Below are 21,205 nucleotides of genomic sequence, written 5' to 3' on the forward strand. Positions count from 1 at the left end.
ATCATAAAGAAAAAGTAGTGAGTACTCTCTCCCGTCGGAGATTTCCTCACTACTAATCTTAGTATGTTTTTGTTTTATTTAAAATTATATATAAAGATATATTATTGAAAGAATTCATGATAAAATAAGAGTGAAAGGAGTAACATATGATTCATTTAATTTGTCCCAATCCAGCTTTGGATCGCACCATTATTGTCGATCAATTGAAGAAAGAGATTCCAAACCGCCCTAAGGAAGTGCGAGACTTTCCAGGAGGGAAGAGCTTTAATGTGGCCTATGCCCTGAGAGAAAGGGGACAGTCAGACTATTGCATCCATACAATTTTGGGTGGTCCTATTGGTGATTATTTACAGACGCTAAACATAGAAAGACAGAACCCCCTGGTTTTGACCCAACATGACCGCAACACGCGCATCTGTACCATCTATCTAGAGGAGGCTACTGGTCAGGTAGTTTTGGTTTATGAGAAGGGCTTGGAGTTGACTGAAAGTCTCTTGACTGCCTTTACTGACCGGTTAAAAGAGTCCTTATCTCCAGGTGACTTTGTGGTCTTTTCAGGTTCACTGATGACAGGAATGCCAGATGACTATATCCGTCGTTTTATCGAAGAGCATCCAGAAGTTCATACCATTGTTGACACCAGCGGCGCAGCCTTGATCCAAGCCTATCAAGCTCAACCCAGCTTGATTAAAATCAATAATGAAGAGTTGAAAGACATCTATCCTGACCTAGACGAACACGACCCAGCAGCTATTGAAAACCTCTTGCGCCACCAAGTTCCTCATGAAAATTTGATTGTGACCTTGGGTAGCAAGGGGAGTCTAGCAAAGATTGGCAAGCACATTTTCCGTGTGCAATCACCGAAAAAAATCACCCGCAACCCGATTGCATCAGGCGACTTTTATTTGGGTGTTTTGGTCAAAGGTCTGGTGCAAAATGAAGCACCTGAAATCTATCTAGCAGAGGCTGCAGCCTTTGCAACAGCTAACTGTCTCAACGATTTTCCAGAGGTTCATCCCCATCAATTTTTATCGGTTTTACAGGAAGTAGCGGTGGAGGAGCTGGCAAATCCTTCCTAAACCCTCTTGACATATTTCGGACAATATTATATTATATCAACATAGGAAACCGTTTACAAAGTTGATTGCTTCGACTGCTTTATGCTTAAAAAGAAAGGATTAAGGAATGAAAAAAGTATTGAAGCTCTTGGCGCTAGCATTCGTTGGCTTGCTCTTGGTTGCTTGTGGTAAGTCAGAAGAAAGCAGTACTGCAGAGTCAGGGTCTGGTAAGACCTATCAAGTTGGTGTTGCCATCTACAAATTCGATGACAACTTTATGACACTCTATCGTGAAGAATTGGATTCCTACTTCAAAAAATTGAGTGAAGAAACAGGCGATACCTATGTCTTGGATATCCAAGATGGTAAGCAAGACCAAGCGACACAAACAGAACAAATCAATACCTTTATTGCACAAGGTAAAGATGTGATTTTGGCAAACTTGGTTGACCCAACTGCTGCAGGTTCCATTATCAACTCTGCAAAAGCTGCAGATATCCCAGTTGTATTGATCAACCGTGAGCCAGAAGTTGCTGAATTGGAAATCTGGCCAGGTAAAACAACCTATGTTGGTGCAGATGCAACTCAGTCTGGTACCTTCCAAGGTGAAATCATTGCTGCTACTGACAGCAAGGGTGACATCAACGGTGACGGTACAGTGAGCTACATCACCCTCTTTGGTGACCCAGCAAACGTTGACGCACAACAACGGACAACTTACTCTGTCAAAGCCCTTGATGATGCAGGTATCAAACGTGAAGCCTTGGCTGAGCCTTACCTCGCAAACTGGGATACTGCAAAAGGTCAAGAAGTGACTGCTGCAGCCTTGGAACAATTCGGTGACAAGTTGGAAGTTATCTTTGCAAACAACGACGGTATGGCAGTTGGTGCGGTAACTGCGATCAAAGCAGCTGGCCGTACAGTTGGCAAAGACATCCTTGTAGTCGGTGTTGACGCGATTCCAGATGCGATGGAATTGTTGGCTAAGGGTGAATTGACTGGTACTGTATTGAACGACCACTTCAACCAATCACACACTGCAGCACAAGTAGCAGTTAAGTTGATGAATGGTGAAGATGTGTCTCCTTACTACTGGGTTGACTATGTGAAAGTGACTTCAGAAGCTGATTCTGAATTGAAAGAAGCAGAAGCAAAAACTGAAACAATCGAAGAAATCAAAGAACGTTACGCAAAACGTTCAGCTGAATAAGCTTCCTGTTAAGTAATCAATTTTGCAAAACGATTAGTGCGTTCTCACTATCTATGATTCCCTTGAAAAATGGTGATTGTACGTATAGTGAGAACATATTTTTTTGGAAAGAGAGCCGGGAGAATGAGTGAATATATTTTAGAAATGAAACATATTACCAAGACATTTCCAGGTGTCAAGGCCCTGGATGATGTTAGTTTCAAACTTCGTCCGGGAACAGTTCATGCCTTGATGGGAGAAAATGGCGCAGGGAAATCCACCCTGATGAAATGTTTGTTTGGTATTTATCACAGAGATGGTGGAACCATTTTGTTTGACGGTCAAGAAGTCAATTTCAAGGATTCCAAGGAAGCAATTGACGCAGGTGTGTCCATGATTCACCAAGAGCTGCAACCGATACGGATGATGACTATCGCTGAGAATGTCTTTTTGGGCAACTATCCCTTGGGGCGGTTTAACTTGGTTGACCATGCCAAGATGAACCAGGATACCAAGGCCTTATTGGATGAGGTGGGCTTGCAGATCGATCCCAAGACCCTGCTCCATCATCTGACAGTTTCTCAAATGCAGTCTGTCGAAATTGCCAAAGCCATTTCCCACAAGGCTAAGGTGGTCATCATGGATGAGCCGACCTCCTCCTTAACCAGTTCGGAAGTAGAAAAATTATTCAGCATTATCCAGCAGCTCAAGGAGAAAAATATTGGCATAATCTACATCTCCCACAAGATGGATGAAATTTTACGAATTTCGGATGATATTTCGGTTATGCGTGATGGCCAATATGTCGGTACATGGCCTGCAGCTGAGATGACGACAGGAAAAATCATCCAGGCTATGGTTGGTCGTGAACTGACCAGTCTCTTCCCTGAGAAAACCAATAAGGTGGAAGAGGAAGTCGTTCTTCGACTGGAAAATCTAACTTCTCCAAGTCCCCTCTCCTTTAAGAACGCTAGTTTTGACCTGAAAAAAGGCGAAATCCTAGGGATTGGTGGTCTAGTTGGGGCCCAACGGACGGAACTGATGGAAGCCCTCTATGGTATGCGGGTCTTGAAAGAAGGGAAGATTTTTGTAAAAGGCCAAGAAGTCAAAATTAAAAATCCTGCCGCAGCCATTGCCAATAAGATCGCTCTGGTGACGGAGGACCGTCGTTTTAATGGAATTTTTGGTGTCTTATCGGTCTCTGATAATGCTTCGATTGCCTCCCTTCACCAATATTTGGGACATTTGGGCTTGCTGAACGAGAAGCAAATCAGCCAGGTTGTTAATCAAAGTGTGGACCGTTTGCGGGTTAAAACCCCTTCGACCAAGACGCATATTGAAAGTTTGTCAGGAGGAAACCAGCAGAAGGTGATTCTTGCCCGCTGGTTGGCCAATGATCCAGATATTCTGATCTTGGATGAGCCGACACGAGGAATCGACGTCGGTGCCAAGTATGAAATCTACCAGATTATCAACAACCTAGCCGCAGAAGGCAAATCCATCATCATGATTACCTCAGAAATGTCGGAATTGCTTGGCGTATCTGACCGCGTCATGGTGATGTGTGAGGGACGGATCTCCGGTTTCCTTGATCGTGAAGAGGCAACCCAAGAGGCCGTCATGACTCTGGCAACTAAATTTATGACCAATCAGCAAGGAGGAGAAACAGATGCCTAAACTTCTGTCAGATAAACCATCTCAATTTCATCTAGGAGATTTCTTGACTAAGAACTCCATGTATATCGTTGTCGCTGCCATGATTTTATATACTGGCCTGACCCAGGATAATTTCTTTACCCTTGGAAATGCTGCCAATATCATGGCTAATACCTCTGTTCGTTTTATCATTGCCTTGGGTGTATCAGGCTGCTTGATTATTCGTGGTACAGACCTATCCGCTGGTCGGATTGTGGGCTTGACTGCTATTATCACAGCGACCTTGGTGCAGCGACCAGACTTTGCCCAAAAATTTTTCCCAGACCTACCAGACATGCCGATTTTTGTACCACTTTTGGCAGCCCTAGCTGTCGGTGCCCTTCTCGGTTTGCTTAATGGTGCAATCATTTCTTTCCTCAGCGTGCCACCATTTTTGGCGACCTTGGGAACCCAGATTATGACCTATGGTTTTGTCCTTATCTACTCGCAATCCAAACCAATCGGTACCTTTAAGGATGAGTTTGTGGCAATCGGTCAAGGCAAGTTATTTGGTTTCATTCCCTATATCACCATCATTGCAGCCCTAGTTGGTCTGGCCATGTGGGTGCTTTATAATAAAACCCGCTATGGTAAGTACATGTATGCCATCGGTGGCAATGAGAACGCCGCAGAAGTCTCAGGTGTCAATGTTCGCTTCTCCAAAATCAAGATTTTCCTCTTGGCAGGTTTGCTCTACGGTTTAGCTGGTTTCCTCTTATCTGCTAAAACAGGTTCAGCTGGTGCAGGTGCCGGTATGGGCTATGAGCTGGATGCCATTGCCTCTGCTACAATCGGTGGTGTATCAACTGCCGGAGGTCAAGGTACCGTACCGGGTATTCTCCTTGGGGTTTTCGTCTTTGAGTTGCTCAAAGTCTGCTTGACCTACTTGGGAGTGACACCAGATATGACCAACGTTATCCAAGGGATTGTCATCATCGTTGCTGTTGCCCTCGATATTCGGAAAACCCTTGTTAAAAAATAAAAAAACATTTTGGAACAGGAACCTTCGCTAGGAAGGTTCTTTTTGATGGTTTTGAATGTTAGGAAAACAGAGGGTCAAAACGAATGTTGGGCTATTCGGTGAGTAGAGTTACTTGTCTAGCGCTTAGAAATCAGCTATACTATAACAGTTATGACAAATGAGAAATATGAAAGAAAATTAAGGCGTGAAGCTCGGTCAAGGTCAGTTAAAAGACGACGCCCAAGAAGGGTACCAACTAGACGCAAGCGAAGCCATATTTATAAACGATTTCCTAGAACAAATCTAACCATTGATCAATTATGGAAGCAAGATAAGGTTAGGAATGACCAAGAATTGGTTGCAGTTCCATTAGACCTTCCGCCTGAATCTAGTGAAGGTCTAATGAGACGGAAGCGAAAAAAAGTTTTTTTCGTTAAAGATTGGTTCCGCCTGCCCTACTTACTTGGCCTTCTAGCCGTTATTCTGGCAGGGAGTCTCCTATGGTTGGGCCAACAGGTAGTAAGCCCTTCAAACCAAACTACTGAAACGTCGACGGATCAAGCAGAAACAGATTCGGATGGAGAAGAAGATACATCCCAAACTGAGCCTACTGTCCGTCCTGTCTATAAGTCTTTGGCAGATCGGGAATTGACTCTACAAGAAGATTTGGCTTATATGGACAGCCTCTATCTCTACTATGATTATGTTCATTTGAGTTTGGAAGAGACAGTCCAAGCCTTTCTAGCAGAACAGGGGTTGGATTCCTCTCAGGTGGCCTTTACCTATAAAAACCTCCAAACCAATGAGGTCTTTTCTATGAACGACACCCAGCCGATGACAGCGGGGTCTACCTACAAACTCCCCCTGAATATGCTGGTTGTGGATGCCATTGAAAAGGGGGAAGTATCGGAAACGGAGGCCTATGATATCACCTCAACTCCTTACGAATACAAACCTGAACACGATGCCTATGTCGCCAATTATAATGGCAAAATGACCATCGCAGATATGCAATATGGGTCCATTGTTGTGTCAGAAAATACGCCAGCCTATGCCTTATCAGAGCGAATCGGAGGGATGGTTGCCGCCTATGGTATGTTTGGACGCTACGGGCAATCCAAAAATCCTGATATTCCAACGTTTTCGCTAGAAGGAAACAAGACAACTAGTAGTTATTACAGCCAGGTCTTGGACTACCTCTACAATCATCGAAACAAGTATGCCGACCTGTTGCTTTACCTAGATTTAGCTTTTGCTGGAGACTGGTATGAGGAATACGTTCACGGTGTGACCGTCTATCAAAAACCAGGTTATGTCAGGGAAGCATTGAATATCGATGCCATCGTGATGGAGGAAACGCCATATAGCATCGCCCTTTATACGGCAAACTTTGGCGGAGCCTCAGAAGACGATCTGGAAATTGATGGATTTGGCTACAATCAGGTCGTTGCTCTTGCCTATGTGATCAATCAATGGCACCGAATCAATATGAATCCTGCCAAGAAGGCTATGGTAGGCCATTATCCAATCTAAATAGAAAAGAAGAAAATGAAAGAAGACTAGGTCCATTGTGAACTGCACCCCAAAAGTTAGACACAAAATCTAACGATTGGGGTGTTTTTCTTATGAAATTAAGTTATGAAGATAAACTAGAAATATATGAGCTGAGAAAGAGTGGCGTGTCGTGGGTCAACCTTAGCCAGATATACAAGGTCACTATTGCCAATCTCACATACATGATAAAACTCATGGATCGATATGGCGTGGAAAGCGTTGAAAAAGGTAAAAATAGGTATTATTCACCTGAATTAAAGCAAGAAATAATGGATAAGGTCTTGATTCATGGGTGCTCTCAACTCTCAGTTTCCCTTGATTATGCCTTGCCAAATCGAGGAATGCTTCCCAATTGGATAGCACAATACAAGAAAAACGGGTATACTATTCTTGAAAAACCAAGAGGGAGACCGAGCAAGATGGGACGTAAACGCAAGAAAACCTGGGAAGAGATGACGGAATTAGAGCGCCTTCAAGAGGAAAATGAACGTCTTCGAACTGAGGTGGCCTTCCTAAAAAAGTTGAGAGAACTTCGCTTGAGGGACGAAACACTAGTGCGCGAACAGCAGAAACAATTAGAGATATGGTCCAAGGAGGATTCCGACTAGACCTCCTACTTGCGACAGCTAAAATGCCTCGCTCAACTTATTATTATCAAGTCAAGCAACTGGAGAAACCCGACAAGAACAAAGCCATTAAGGCTGAAATTCAAGCCATTTATGATGACCATAAAGGTAATTACGGCTATCGTCGGATTTATTTAGAACTCAGAAATCGAGGTTTCTTCATCAACCACAAAAAGGTGCAGCGCTTGATGACAGTCATGGGCTTAGCGGCTCGTATTCGTCGTAAGCGCAAGTATGCTTCTTACAAAGGTGAGGTGGGTAAGAAGGCTGATAATCTGATTAAACGTCAGTTTGAGGGATCTAAGCCTTATGAAAAATGTTATACCGATGTGACGGAGTTTGCTTTGCCTGAAGGGAAACTCTACTTATCGCCTGTTCTTGACGGCTATAATAGTGAGATTATTGATTTTACCCTGTCTCGGTCACCTGACTTGAAACAGGTTCAAACCATGCTTGCGAAGGCTTTTCCAGCAGATTTATACAGTGGGACTATTCTCCACAGCGATCAAGGTTGGCAATACCAGCACCAGTCTTACCATTACTTTTTGGAAACCAAAGGCATTCGACCATCCATGTCCCGCAAAGGGAATAGCCCAGATAATGGGATGATGGAGTCTTTCTTTGGCATTCTCAAATCTGAAATGTTTTATGGACTCGAGACATCTTATCAATCACTTGATGAGCTTGAAGAAGCTATTACAGATTATATTTTTTACTACAACAACAAACGAATAAAAGCAAAATTAAAAGGACTTAGTCCTGTCCAATACAGAACTAAATCCTTTCAATAATTATTTGTCCAACTTTTTGGGGGCAGTTCATTGGCGACCTAGTCTTTTTATATAGTGAGTACTTTATAGGATTATTCTTTTTGGGACATAGAATAACGATATGTTGCTCATGATAATTTTTACATGCACTCGATTGTTCAGATAAGCCAGCAAGATGTAGCGAATCTCTAGTCTAACTTATTGAGCGTGACGTGAATAGTTGGTTCTGTTTCTAAGTCATATACTGCCTCTGAACTGTCAATAGGATTTCCCCACAAGATGACCTTATACTGACTGTTTTCCAAAATAAATCCAGGTGTAATCCGCCCACCGAGTCCAGTCATGCCTGGAAGAAGAGCTGCTATTTCACTCTCCGCATTCCGAATGATGAAATGATTAGGCTTGTACTCGACAAGGTCAGAAATTTTTGCAGTAAAGGTCTGGACTAGTCCATTTGCATCTTGGTTTTCATTTTGACGGAAGTCGTTTGTTACGGTAACGGTGCCATCGGCAGTAACGACCATATCAATTTGACGAGCTTGTTGGCTACTTCCTTGCCATGTTCCCACTAAGTCATTAGGGATACTGGTTGCTGGTAGGGTAAGGAGTTGACTATGGGTTGTTGTGCTACTTACAAGACTCTCAACTCCCTGTGAGCTTTGGCTTTCTTGATTCTGTTGACTTGTTTCTGTTGAAACGCTGCTTGATGTCGTCGTTTCCGTTAAGCTGGAAACGGTTGTTGAGCTAGTGCTGGTTTGTGTAGTGCTTGATTGAGTTGTCTGACTTTCTTGTTTTTTTGATGAGCAGGCTACCAATAAGCAACTAGCAGCTAGTAGGATGAGAGTGTTCATTGTAGTCTTTTTCATTTTCATTACCTCCAAATATAGATAAAGTATATCAGGAAAACAATGCATTGTCAACACAGTTTTGTAACATTTGTAATATATTTGTAACAAAAGAAATCTATTTGTTATCTATTTTTGAAAAATTCCTCTATATCTGCCTCTCGAATGCCAATCATAGGGTCGATGGTTAGCAGGTTGTCCACCGTCAGAATGTATTCTTTAGGGTGGGTGCTTGTCCTTTCTGGCTCTTCTTGTTCTAGAAGGGTCAGTTGTTGACGATCCCTTGTCTGTGAATCTGTGGCTGTTTGGGATAAGGATGGGCTTGTTATTGTGGGTTGGCTAGCTGGACTAGTTGGGCTTTCTTTCAACTCTGCCAGGCTATCTTTGCTTTCCTGCTCTGCTTTTTCCCCTTGGAAACGAGGGACCAGATAGGTTTTTCGGATCGTACCGGCGTTTTGAACAGCAATCTGGTAGGCGCTGCTTTCACCGAGGAGAATCAATTTACTCTTTGAGCGGGTGATGGCCGTGTAGAGGAGGTTGCGCTGGAGCATCCGGCTGCTGGAACGAGTCAGGGGCAGAATGACTACTTGAAATTCACTCCCTTGGGACTTGTGAATGGACATGGCATAGGCTAGGCTGATTTTATACCATTCATTTCGTGGGTAAGTGACCTCGTTGCCGTCGAAGTTGATGGTCAGTTCATCCTGCTTGGAGTCGGTATACTTAGCGGGTAAGAGGTCGGTGATGTAGCCCAAATCTCCGTTGAAGACGTTGGCTTCGGCATCGTTGACAAGGTGGATGACGCGGTCTCCTTGGCGAAATGCTTGGTCATTGTGGAGGAATTCAAGTGTGCCTTCTTCCTTGGGATTGAGCAAGGCTTGAGTGATGGTGTTGAGCTGGTCAATACCTGCAGCCCCCTTGTACATGGGGGCCAGAATCTGCACCTCCGAGGCTGGGATGCCCGATTTGACGGCTGCGCTGACAATCCGTTCAATCATAGCAGGAATCTGCTGGTTGCTGGCTTCGAAGTAGGACCTGTCTGGTTTCTTTTCCCGGAAGTCTTGCGGTAGGGCTCCTTGGCGGATGTGGCTGGCTAGGGTGACGATGGTAGAATCATCTGACTGGCGGTAAATCCGTTCCAGGGTGATGCTGGGTAGCTGTTCAATCTTTAGGAGGTCGGCAAGGACCTGACCAGGACTGACAGAAGGGAGTTGTTCGGCATCACCAACAATCAGCACTTGGGTATTCGAGGAGATGTTTTGAAAGAGCTGGTTGGCCAGCCAGGTATCCACCATCGAAAACTCGTCGATGATGATAAATTCAGCATCTAGATAGTCGTCACGGTAGGTCTCTTCTTGGCCTTCTACTAAGCCGAGGTGCCGGTGGATGGTTGCTGCCGGTAAGCCTGTTAACTCGTTCATCCGTCTGGCTGCCCGACCTGTTGGAGCAGCCAGTAAGATGGGGGAGTCGTCCCGTTTTTGGGTCAAATCAATTTGGTGTAAGATGGCATAGACAGCGATAATTCCATTAATAACCGTTGTTTTTCCTGTTCCTGGTCCCCCTGTTAAAATAAAGACAGGGTGGCTGATGGCTTGACGAATGGCATCCTTTTGGATGGCATCATACTGGATCTTGGCCATCTCTTCAAATTCCTTGATGGCTAGATCAATCTCTTCTCTCGAAAAGGTCTTGGTAGAAGACTTGGTCAGTAGGCGGTGGAGGTTTTTATGGATGCCCTCTTCTGCAAAATAGAGGCTATTGTCAAAGAGTTTGGTCCCTGCTTGCTGGATTTTTCCTTCTTGAAGGAGATTGGTGATTTCCTGGGCAAGGGCCGCGGGGTCCAATTCTGTTGGACGGGCTGCTTCGAGCAGGTCTAAGCTATGTTCTAGGAGTGCGCGTGCTTCGATATAGGTGTCTCCGCTCTCTAGGGATTGCTGTAAGAGGGTGTAGAGCAAGCCTGCCCGGTAGCGCTGGGGAGACTGGCTATCGATACCCAGGTTCTCTGCCATTCGGTCAGCCAGGGTAAAGCCCATCCCTTGTACATCTTCAACCAGCTGGTAGGGATTTTCTTCAAGGACAGAAAGGGTCTTTTCCTTGTAGATTTCATGGATTTGGAAGGCCAGCTTGTTTGGGATGCCGTATTCTGCTAAGCGTGAGAGAATCATCTCGGTGCTATAATTGAGACGAAGTTTTTCTAGGAAGGCTTGGCGGTTGGCAGTCGATAGTCCGCTGATTTGGGTTAGTTTTTCAGGCTCTGCCAAAATCTTGTCAATGGTATCTTCTCCATAGAGTTGGACAATTTTCTCTGCTGTTTTGCGCCCGATTCCCTTGAAATGGTCGCTGGAGAAATACTTGACCAAACCAGCAGAAGTAGGCTTGCTACGTTCGTAGCGAGAGATTTGAAGCTGCTGGCCGTATTTGGGATGGGTGACTAGATTGCCATAGAAACGATAGTCTTCTCCCTCGATGACATCTGCCATGGTTCCTGTGACAATAATCTCATAATCATCATAGTCAGCGTCGGTTTCATCAATTTCCAAGAGAAGGATTTTATAAAAGTTTGCCGGATTTTCAAAAATGATTCGGTCGATGCTTCCGGTGAAATAGTATTCTGTCATAGTCTATCCTTACGAAAAAATCACAAGCGAACTTGTGATTACTGAACGGTACCAATTCGGTTGAATGGCCAGATACGTAGCTTGATTTCCCCTTCGATCTGGTCAGCAGAGAAGGTGCCCACATGACGGCTATCCTGTGATACCAGACGGTCATCCCCTAGCAAGAAATATTGGTTTTCAGGGACTTGGATGGTAAAGCTCGCGTACTTGTTGGCATCCATGGTAAAGGCTGTCGATTCAAGAGCGAGGGCTTGAAAATTCGCGTTATAAGAGTAAACGGACTGGAGCTTGTCTTGGCTGTAAGCTGCCAGGTACTGGTCCAAGTAAGGCTCATCCACTTCTTGGTCGTTGACGTAGAGGACATCATTTTCATAGCGGATGGTGTCGCCTGGCATCCCGATGACCCGTTTGACAATCAGTTTTTCCTTGCCATTGGTATCTGTCTCACTAGCTACAACCACATCAAATCGTTGAATGCTTGTTGTCCGTACCATGATCAAATGCTCTTGATCCAGAAGTGTCGGGTCCATTGAGTGGCCATCAACTGTCACCGGGCTCCAAATATAGAGACGGCTCAAGATAAAACCGACGATAAAGAGGGTAAAGAGTCCCCATTCTGCTAAAAAGCCTGCAAATGACAATTTTTTCATTTCAACGATTTCCTCATTTCACTAATTTTTGTGCTTTCTGTGTATTGGCAAAGTGGAGTTTGGCAGTTTGGTTGAGTCCTGCCATACCATATTGTTTTAAGATGCTGGCTGCGACTTGGTCTGACTTGCTTCCGGCTCCTGATGGCAAATTCCTCCCAACTAGTTGACCAAGCTGGACAAGATTTTCTAAAAACATAGCTCTAGCAATAATAGAAGATACTGCTACAGCCAGATACTTACTCTCGGCCTTTTCTTCTAGAGTGACGGGGTTGGCAAATTGGTTGGTTTCCTTCTTCAAGTACTTTTTATAGTTTTGACTGGAAGTGAAGGCGTCAATGACAATCTTCTCAGGCTGGACACCCTTTTGCAAGAGTAGGAAAATAGCCTGATTGTGTAGGGCAACCTTGACAGATACCGCATTGTAGCCTTGCTCGATGACTTCGTTGTATTTTTTCGGTGACAATAGCAGAGCTTGGTGGGGGATCTTTTCTTTTAAGAGAGGAGCAATCTGGCAGATTTTTTGGTCTGTCATTTTCTTGGAATCATCCACACCAAGCGACTTGAGAAAGGCATGGTCTTCTGGGCGGACAAAACTAGCAACGACTGCCAAACCTCCAAAATAAGACCCGTTTCCAACCTCATCTGTTCCAATCATGGGCAGGTCTTGACCAAGACTGGTCGCCTGTCCAGAGCTTTCTGGTTTATAACCCCAGCGACTTGCTTCCTGCTCTGCTTTTTCCCCTTGGAAAACGACCTTTCCAGAAGTATAGATGGAGAGGCTGGCTCCATTCAGTTTGAAAAAGGCGGTGATATAGGGATTTTTACTGGGTGCCTGATAAGCAGAGTAGTGACTGGCCATCTTGGTCGCTTCCTGTGGAGAGACCTTTAGTACGACTGTATTCATGTTTTTATTGTATCACAAATGCTGGTTAGAGTGTGCAGAAAACCTTAGTTTTTGCTATAGTAGAAGAAGCAAAAGTAAAGGAGATTTAGGATGGGACAAGAAGTGAACTTTCGCTGGGCGACTCTGGGAACAGGCATCATCGCCAACGAATTGGTTCAGGCTTTGCAGGCTATGGGGGGCAACCTCTACTCTGTAGCTAACCGTACCTATGACAAGGGTGTGGAATTTGCGCAAAAATATGGCATCGAGAAAGTTTATGAAGAAATCGATCAAGTATTTGAGGATCCTGAGGTAGATATTATCTATATTTCTACGCCTCACAATACCCATATCAATTATTTGAGAAAGGCCTTGAAAGCGGGCAAACATGTCCTATGTGAAAAGTCTATTACGCTTAATTCAGAAGAATTAGCAGAAGCCATTCAACTGGCAGAGGAAAACCAGGTTATCCTGGCAGAAGCCATGACCATTTTCCATATGCCTATTTACCGTAAGCTGCATGAAGTAGTTGCCAGTGGCAAACTGGGTGTATTGAAGATGATCCAGATGAACTTTGGTAGCTACAAGGAATACGACATGACCAACCGCTTTTTCAATAAGAGCTTGGCAGGCGGTGCCCTCTTGGATATTGGGGTCTACGCCCTGTCCTTTGTCCGTTGGTTTATGACGGAAAAGCCTAGCCAGGTTTTGTCCCAGGTCAAATTAGCTCCGACAGGTGTGGACGAGCAGGTAGGGATTTTGCTCAGCAATGATGCAGGAGAAATGGCGACCATCGCCCTGACCCTCCATGCCAAACAGCCAAAACGGGGCACCATTGCCTACGACAAGGGCTACATCGAGCTTTACGAGTATCCTCGTGGTCAGAAAGCAGTCATTACCTATACTGAAAACGGTAGTCAAGAAGTAATCGAAGCGGGCGAGACAGCCAAGGCTCTTTCTTATGAAGTGGCGGATATGGAAAAAGCTGTCGCAGGCATCGAAAACACCATGCACCTAGCCTACACCCAAGATGTCATGGAGATCATGACCCAACTCCGAAAAGAATGGGGCTTGGTTTATCCAGAAGAAGAATAGAACCCCAGCTCGAAAGAAGAAAGTCAGTGTAAAAGCAATCATTTAGAACAGGATAGGTAGCCTGTTCTTTTTTTGTATCTTGCCTAAAAATCAATGAAAAATGAGAAAAATATTATAGGTCTTTTAAATAGGAAGAAGAGTGCAATATTGAGCTTTTTAGTCAAAAAATGACAATATTTTGGAATATTCAATAATATTATAGTATGGTTACAATACCGTTACAAAACAATTATTTACTTGTAAAAAGAAACAAAAAGCACTACAATTGTTGTAATAATATGTCAACATAACAAAAGCTGGGCGTGAGAAGGGAGGAGAAAGAATTTCGCTTGGCAACAAATTTTATGGAGGAAAGTATGAAACACATCAAAAAAGAAAAGTTTTCAATTCGGAAATTTTCCGTCGGCGTCGCATCTGTATTAGTCGGAACAGCAATCTTTTCGGGTCAGACCATTCATGCCAATACAGCAAGTGAGGCTGGTCTAACAAGTGATGAACCGACTGCTGCTATCCATGAAGTGGCTGTGGAAGAGCCAACTCTAGAGACGGCGGTGGACTTACGAGAAGGAACTATTGAAGAAACTGATCTGGTCTCTCCAGTTTCGGAGGACCTTGCTGAAGATACAGCTGTAACAGAAACTGTCAGCCCTGCTCCTCTTGCTTTGACGAATGTAGCAGAAGTCAGTGATGAAGGAGTCGGAGAATCGAGAGAAGCTAGTCCAAATCCAGAAAGGGCTTCGCTGAAACCAGTTGATTTGGCACTCAACAAGCAAGCAGAAGAATTAACTGAAGCCCAGGAAAAAGTGGCTCTGAAAAAAGTGATCTCAATTGATGCAGGTCGGAAATATTTTTCTTTGAATCAGTTGAAAGAACTGGTCGACTTAGCAGCAGCAAATTCCTATACCGACTTGCATGTGTTGCTTGGGAATGATGGATTGCGCTTCCTTTTGGATGATATGACCATTCAGGTTGGTGAAAGACGGTATGAAAGTGATGATGTGAAGACTGCCATGCAAAAAGGGACAGACCTCTATTACCGAGACCCAAATGGCAATCACTTGACCCAATCAGAAATGGATCAATTGTTGGACTATGCCAAATCCAAGAAAATTGGGATCATCCCATCGATTAACAGTCCCGGCCATATGGATGCAATCCTGGATGGTATGGTTGAACTGGGCATTCAAAATCCAAAATTTAGCTTCCGATTTAACGAGTCTAAACGAACCGTTGATTTGGACAATGTAGAGGCGATTGAATTTACGAAGGCCTTGATTGACAAATATGCAGCCTATTTTGCCAAGAAAGTAGATATTTTCAATATCGGTTTGGATGAATATGCCAACGATATTACAGGAAACTATGGCTATGGATGGAATGTCCTGCAATACCGCCTCAACAAGTATGATAAATTCGTAACCTATGCCAACGACCTTGCACGCATTGTGAAAAACCACGGTATGCGGCCAATGGCATTCAATGACGGTATCTATTTCAATAACAACACCAGTAAAGGAACATTTGATACGGATATTATCGTTTCTTACTGGACAGCGGGTTGGAATGGCTTCAATGTTGCATCCTCCAAATTCATCTCTGACAAGGGGCATGCCATCTTAAACACAAATGATGCTTGGTACTATGTTATCGGGCGTGACCATGGCAGCAAGGACTACTATAACCTGGATCAAGGATTGAGAGGCGTGTCCAATACCCCACTGGACCGAGTTGCCAAAAATGATGGGCATAACATTCCAATCGTGGGTAGTATGGTAGCTGTTTGGGCAGATATTCCACGCTTGACCTATCGCAAAGAATTAGTCGAAGAGTTAGTAACCGCCCTGAAGAATCAAAACAAAGCATTCTTCCGTGCAGATTATACCGAACTGGATCAGGTCTATGCTCAATTACCAGAAGACCTTGCTCTTTACACTGAAGAAAGTCGCCAAGAACTTCTGTCTGTCATCAATGGCATTGACTGGTTTGCAAGTTTAGAAAACCAAGACCAAATCCAACAGTATGTTCAGGCATTGAGAGAAGCGCGTGCGAAATTGCGCCGCTTAGATGGTAGTGCAGATGCACCAGAGAATCCATCTGATTCAGCTTCAACTGACCCAGATAGTGCCGATTTACCGCAAGATCAGGCGCCAGGAACAACTGAAGCAGAAAGCCCAGAAATTGCCTTGACGGAAGCCCAACAAAAAGTTGCTAAGATGAAGGTTATCTCCATCGATGCTGGTCGGAAGTATTTCTCCTTGCAACAACTGAAAGAGTTGGTTGATTTGGCAAGTGAACATTCCTACACTGGCCTACACGTCTTGCTTGGTAATGATGGTCTTCGCTTCCTCTTGGACGATATGGAAATTCGTGTGGGAGACCGTACCTATAGTAGCGACGATGTGAAACGTGCCATGCAAAATGGTACCAATGCCTACTACAATGATCCAAATGGCAATCATTTGACCCAGGACGAGATGGATCAATTGCTAGACTATGCAGCTTCTAAGAAGATTGATATTATTCCAGCGATTAACAGTCCAGGCCACATGGATGCGATTTTGGATGGGATGGTAGAATTGGGCATTCGTGATCCGAAATTCCGCTTTGGCTTCCGTCAATCCAAGCGGACGGTCAATTTGGAAAACGAAGAAGCAGTTGCCTTCACCAAGGCGCTGATTGAAAAATATGCTAACTATTTCGCCAATAAGGTAGCTGTCTTCAATATCGGTCTGGATGAATACGCCAACGATGTAACCGATCAATATGGCTATGGTTGGAATGTCCTGCAAAACCGTCTCAACCAGTACAATAAATTTGTTGATTATGCCAACCAGTTGGCAGGTATTGTGAAAGCAAATAACATGAGACCGATGGCCTTTAATGATGGTATCTATTTCAACAATAACACAGAAGGCGGTACATTTGATACAGATATTATCGTGTCTTATTGGACAGCTGGTTGGAATGGATTCAATGTTGCATCGTCCAAGTTTATTGCGGAAAAGGGACATGAGATTTTGAATACCAATGATGCTTGGTACTATGTGTTGGGCCGTGACCATGGTAGCAGCCAGTACTATAATTTGGACCAAGGTTTGAACGGTGTCCGGACAACGCCGATCGATGTCGTAGCGAAAAATGAAGGTCAAAAAATTCCTTCCATTGGTAGTATGGTAGCCATTTGGGCAGACCAGCCACGTGCAACCTACCGCAAGGAATTAGTAACAGAACTGATTACTGCACTTAAAAACCAAAATAGAGAGCATTTCAAAGCGAACTATTCAGAATTGGATCAGCTAGTGGATTCTGTTTTGATTCGTTATGATGACTTCAAGGAAGAAAGCAAGCAAGAATTTGAACGTGTATTAGAAGGGATCAATTGGTTCCATCATCTTGATGAACAAGATCAAGTAGATGCTTACCTTTCGGCAGTTCGATCAGCTATTGATAACTTGGAGTTGAAGAAACCTTCAGGCGATAATCAAGGGGAGCAACAACCGGATACAAGCAATCAGGAAAATAGGCCATCTAACTTTATCCATACGGGTTCTGGAGCACCTGCTTCTGAACTAGGACAAGATGCAGACCTCTATATCGATACACAAACAGGAGACCTTTACTCTAAGGTCAATGGATCTTGGACACTTTTATCCAATCTCCGCGGACCAAAAGGTGAACCTGGCGAGCGCGGCGAACAAGGTCCAGCGGGTCCACAAGGCGAGCGTGGTGAACAAGGTCCAGCCGGCCCACAAGGCGAGCGTGGTGAACAAGGCCCAGCGGGTCCACAAGGCGAGCGTGGTGAACAAGGTCCAGCGGGTCCACAAGGCGAGCGTGGTGAACAAGGTCCAGCGGGTCCACAAGGCGAGCGCGGTGAACAAGGTCCAGCAGGTTCACAAGGCGAGCGTGGTGAACAAGGTCCAGCGGGGCCACAAGGTGAACGTGGTGAACAAGGTCCAGCGGGTCCACAAGGCGAGCGCGGCGAACAAGGTCCAGCGGGTCCACAAGGCGAGCGTGGTGAACAAGGTCCAGCGGGTCCACAAGGCGAGCGTGGTGAACAAGGTCCAGCGGGTCCACAAGGCGAGCGTGGTGAACAAGGTCCAGCGGGTCCACAAGGCGACCGCGGTGAACAAGGTCCAGCGGGTCCACAAGGCGACCGCGGTGAACAAGGTCCAGCGGGTCCACAAGGCGACCGCGGTGAACAAGGTCCAGCGGGTCCACAAGGCGAGCGCGGCGAACAAGGTCCAGCGGGTCCACAAGGCGAGCGTGGTGAACAAGGTCCAGCGGGTCCACAAGGCGAGCGTGGTGAACAAGGCCCAGCGGGTCCACAAGGCGAGCGCGGCGAACAAGGTCCAGCCGGTCCCCAAGGCGAGCGCGGCGAACAAGGTCCAGCCGGTCCCCAAGGCGAGCGTGGTGAACAAGGCCCAGCGGGTCCACAAGGCGAGCGTGGTGAACAAGGCCCAGCGGGTCCACAAGGTGAACGTGGTGAACAAGGCCCAGCCGGTCCAGTTGTTCAACCTCTTCCAAATCCAGTAGATGAGACGCCCCTTCATACAGCAAAAGGAGAACCTGCCTATGCACCAGAGCTACCAGCCTTTGAAGGAGGCATTAGCCTTAATGAAAATCTGACCCATCATTTGCCAGCCTTTGAAGGAGGTATTAGCTTAAATGAAAACCTGACACACAGCCTACCTTCCTTGCGGCTTTCAGATAGTGGACAACTAACGGATAAGAAACTATCTAGTTCCCCTGTTCCAACTGCAAAACCTGTGGAAAAAGTAGAGTCAACAAGCAAGACTCTTCCAGCAACAGGTCTGAAAGACTCAAGTGCCCTAGCCCTCTTAGGAACCCTAGGCTTGCTCTCAGGTTTGGGTATGGTAGCTAGAAAAAGAAAAGATACTTCCTGCTAGGAAATTGACTGGCGGACTAGATAATTCGTCAGATAATATTTCAAAAAAGGAACAGGCGGGGGGGCCTGTTCCTTTGATTTGTGTCAGATATGCTTACTTATCGAGGAGTCTGGGGAAGTTGGATTCAGCTTTGTTTAAGCTGGCTCGCTTATACTGACTATATCCTAACATTTTCTTTTTCATTCTCTCCTAAAACAAGCCCTGATTGCATCAGGGCTTGTTTTGTTATATAGTGCTAGGTCAAACGCCTATCTCCAGAACTTTTCATAGCCCTTCTTATCTTCCATGTTAAAGGCGATGATATTGCGGAGTAGGTCCCAGTTGACTTCTTGGTCTTCCTTAATTTTGAAGAGGTTGGAAGTTGCATCGTAGCCGGCTTCCTTGATGTCCTTGGCAAAGGTCTCCATAGTAACCGTTTCGGGTGCAATGGAAATATGGGCCTTGGCAGCAGAGAAGCCGATGATAAAGGTCCCGTCCATGATAAACATGGGCTGGTTCCACTTGATTTCAGTTGTCAGACTTGGAAATTCCTGCTGAATCTGATTGAAAATGCCTTCCAGTTTGTCCTTCAAGACAGGGTTTTTAACCTTGTTCAAAAATTCTTGGAGCATGGGAGTCTTCTTTCTTTTTTATTTCATTCTATCATAAAAGAGGAGTTGCCTCCTCTTTTCTTGATTATTTCACCAAAATCGCCAGTGCCTGATAAGGCTTGAGGGTGATTTTCTTACCTAACGTGCTGTCAGGGTAGTTGCTGATGAGGACTTGGCCGTGGGCGTAGTCGTCTGCCAGGTCTAGTTCAACTTCTTCTGCGAAGAAATTGTTGAGGACCAGTAGTTTCTCGCCGTTCAGCAAGCGTTCAAAGGCATAGACTTTCTGGCTGTCCTTGTAGGCGGCCTTGTAGTCCCCTTCTGAAATGAGAGGGAGCTCTTTCCGTAGGCGGATGAGTTCTTGGTAGAAGGTAAAGATTGGGCCTGTTTTTTCCTGCTCAACGTTAATCGTTTGGTAGGATTTGCCAGCCTTCAGCCAAGGAGTGCCTGTTGAGAAGCCTGCATTGTCAGAAGCGTCCCATTGCATCGGGGTGCGGGAATTGTCACGGGACTTGGTCTGGATAATCTTGAAGGCCTGCTCAGGTGTGTGCCCCTGGTCCAAGAGCATCTGGTAGGCATTGATAGACTCCACATCCACGTAGTCGTCCATGCTGTCATAGTCGGGGTCAATCATACCGATTTCTTCGCCCATGTAGATGTAAGGCGTACCGCGTGACAGGTGGATAGAGGCAGCCAGCATAGTTGCTCCTTCCTTGCGGAAATTCTCCACATCAACAAAGCGGTTGAGGGCACGAGGCTGGTCGTGGTTGTTGTAAAATAGAGCATTCCAGCCATTTCCGACTGACATCTCCTCGCCCCAAGTGTGAAAGAGGCGTTTGAGTTCCTCAAAGTCAAAGTCCATAATGGTCCATTTTTGACCGTCCTTGTAGTCCACTTTCAAGTGGTGGAAGTTGAAGGCCATGGACAACTCTTCCCGCTCAGGAGCCGTGTAGAGAATGCAGTTTTCAATGGTCGTGGCAGACATTTCCCCAACGGTCATGAAGCCTTTTTCTGCTCCAAAAGTGGCGTTGTTCATCATCTTGAGATAGTCGTGGGTGATCGGGCGGTCGGTGTAGGCAGGCTTGCCGTCGTTGATTGGGCAATCTTCTAGGACTTCATCCTTACCAATCAGGTTGATAACGTCGAAGCGGAAGCCTTTGACGCCCTTGTCTTTCCAGAAGTTGACCACCTTGAAGAGTTCGTCCCGAACATGTGGATTTCGCCAGTTGAGGTCTGCTTGGGTCACATCAAAGAGATGAAGATAATATTTCCCGGTATCGCCAAAGGGTGCCCAGGCATTGCCACCAAACTTGGAAACCCAGTCAGTTGGCTGGTCACGCAGGATAAAGAAATCTTGGTAGTATTTATCGCCAGCTAGGGCCTTCTGGAACCATTCGTGGTCTGTCGAGCAGTGGTTGAGAACCATGTCCAACATAAATTCGATACCTAATTCTTTACCGACAGCCACCATTTCTTCAAAGTCAGCCATGGTACCAAAATCAGGATTGACGGCTGTATAGTCTGAAATGTCATAGCCGTTGTCCCGTTGCGGACTTGGGTAGAAGGGATTGAGCCAAATCATGTCAATCCCTAGCTCCTTCAGATAAGGTAGTTTTTCAATAATTCCACGCAGGTCGCCGACACCGTTTCCAGTCGTGTCCTTGTAAGATTTGGGGTAGATTTGATAGACAACTTTTCGCTTGTCAATTGTCATGATTGTCTCGCTTTCTAATCGATTACGGTTGGGGGAAAAACAATCATAGGAGG

At 45.3% G+C, this 21,205-nt stretch carries 14 protein-coding genes; 8 read left to right on the forward strand and 6 right to left on the reverse strand.

Annotation, left to right across the window (positions count from 1 at the left end):
• The first annotated feature begins 146 nt into the window (after positions 1-146).
• The 6 genes from PXH68_RS00960 to PXH68_RS00985 all read left to right on the forward strand — a co-directional run bounded on the left by PXH68_RS00960 (position 147) and on the right by PXH68_RS00985 (position 7,874).
• A complete protein-coding gene (locus PXH68_RS00960) occupies positions 147-1,079 on the forward strand; it encodes a 1-phosphofructokinase family hexose kinase (protein WP_248028922.1) in 933 nt (310 codons plus the stop codon).
• Between the two features lie 106 nt (positions 1,080-1,185).
• Positions 1,186-2,268 (forward strand): galactose ABC transporter substrate-binding protein, encoded by a 1,083-nt coding sequence (locus tag PXH68_RS00965; RefSeq protein ID WP_248028921.1) that lies wholly within the window; start codon positions 1,186-1,188, stop codon positions 2,266-2,268.
• Positions 2,269-2,412: 144 nt separating this feature from the next.
• Positions 2,413-3,924, forward strand: a complete 1,512-nt coding sequence (locus PXH68_RS00970) for a sugar ABC transporter ATP-binding protein (protein ID WP_459559269.1) — start codon at positions 2,413-2,415, stop codon at positions 3,922-3,924.
• A complete protein-coding gene (locus PXH68_RS00975; protein WP_158455985.1) occupies positions 3,917-4,924 on the forward strand; it encodes an ABC transporter permease subunit in 1,008 nt (335 codons plus the stop codon). The genes PXH68_RS00970 and PXH68_RS00975 overlap by 8 nt, the downstream gene beginning before the upstream one ends.
• A gap of 381 nt (positions 4,925-5,305) precedes the next feature.
• Positions 5,306-6,436 carry a serine hydrolase gene (locus tag PXH68_RS00980; protein ID WP_248028919.1) on the forward strand — a complete coding sequence of 377 codons (1,131 nt, stop codon included), beginning with the start codon at positions 5,306-5,308 and terminating at the stop codon, positions 6,434-6,436.
• Between the two features lie 92 nt (positions 6,437-6,528).
• Positions 6,529-7,874, forward strand: a protein-coding gene (locus PXH68_RS00985) for an IS3 family transposase (RefSeq protein WP_316715577.1) whose coding sequence is annotated in 2 segments (ribosomal slippage) — positions 6,529-6,970 and positions 6,970-7,874 — 1,347 coding nt in all. Because the reading frame shifts where the segments join, the coding sequence is not laid out codon by codon here.
• 167 nt (positions 7,875-8,041) lie between these two features.
• Here the strand turns inward: PXH68_RS00985 and PXH68_RS00990 are convergent.
• From PXH68_RS00990 to rnhC, 4 genes are all read right to left on the reverse strand, one after another.
• Positions 8,042-8,719: a hypothetical protein gene (locus tag PXH68_RS00990; protein ID WP_248028833.1), complete on the reverse strand. Its 678-nt coding sequence runs from the start codon at positions 8,717-8,719 to the stop codon at positions 8,042-8,044.
• Between the two features lie 104 nt (positions 8,720-8,823).
• Positions 8,824-11,316, reverse strand: a complete 2,493-nt coding sequence (recD2, locus tag PXH68_RS00995; protein ID WP_248028832.1) for an SF1B family DNA helicase RecD2 — start codon at positions 11,314-11,316, stop codon at positions 8,824-8,826.
• A gap of 38 nt (positions 11,317-11,354) precedes the next feature.
• The gene (gene lepB, locus PXH68_RS01000; protein WP_248028831.1) at positions 11,355-11,966 is read right to left on the reverse strand and encodes a signal peptidase I; all 612 of its coding nucleotides are present in this window, start codon (positions 11,964-11,966) and stop codon (positions 11,355-11,357) included.
• Between the two features lie 13 nt (positions 11,967-11,979).
• Positions 11,980-12,870, reverse strand: a complete 891-nt coding sequence (rnhC, locus tag PXH68_RS01005; RefSeq protein WP_248028830.1) for a ribonuclease HIII — start codon at positions 12,868-12,870, stop codon at positions 11,980-11,982.
• 90 nt (positions 12,871-12,960) lie between these two features.
• On the opposite strand from rnhC, the gene PXH68_RS01010 reads away from it, so the two are divergent.
• Together PXH68_RS01010 and PXH68_RS01015 are read left to right on the forward strand one after the other, a co-directional pair.
• Entirely contained in the window at positions 12,961-13,944 is a 984-nt protein-coding gene (locus tag PXH68_RS01010) for a Gfo/Idh/MocA family protein (RefSeq protein WP_248028828.1), read from the forward strand.
• 356 nt (positions 13,945-14,300) lie between these two features.
• The gene (locus PXH68_RS01015) at positions 14,301-18,851 is read left to right on the forward strand and encodes a family 20 glycosylhydrolase (protein ID WP_316715725.1); all 4,551 of its coding nucleotides are present in this window, start codon (positions 14,301-14,303) and stop codon (positions 18,849-18,851) included.
• Between the two features lie 248 nt (positions 18,852-19,099).
• Here PXH68_RS01015 and PXH68_RS01020 read toward each other — a convergent pair whose 3' ends face one another.
• Together PXH68_RS01020 and treC are read right to left on the reverse strand one after the other, a co-directional pair.
• Positions 19,100-19,462 carry an iron chaperone gene (locus PXH68_RS01020; RefSeq protein ID WP_248028698.1) on the reverse strand — a complete coding sequence of 121 codons (363 nt, stop codon included), beginning with the start codon at positions 19,460-19,462 and terminating at the stop codon, positions 19,100-19,102.
• A 64-nt stretch (positions 19,463-19,526) separates the two neighbouring features.
• Positions 19,527-21,152 (reverse strand): alpha,alpha-phosphotrehalase, encoded by a 1,626-nt coding sequence (treC, locus tag PXH68_RS01025; protein ID WP_248028697.1) that lies wholly within the window; start codon positions 21,150-21,152, stop codon positions 19,527-19,529.
• Positions 21,153-21,205: the final 53 nt, after the last annotated feature.

The sequence above is a fragment of the Streptococcus sp. 29896 genome (genome assembly GCF_032594915.1).
Lineage (GTDB): Bacteria > Bacillota > Bacilli > Lactobacillales > Streptococcaceae > Streptococcus > Streptococcus suivaginalis.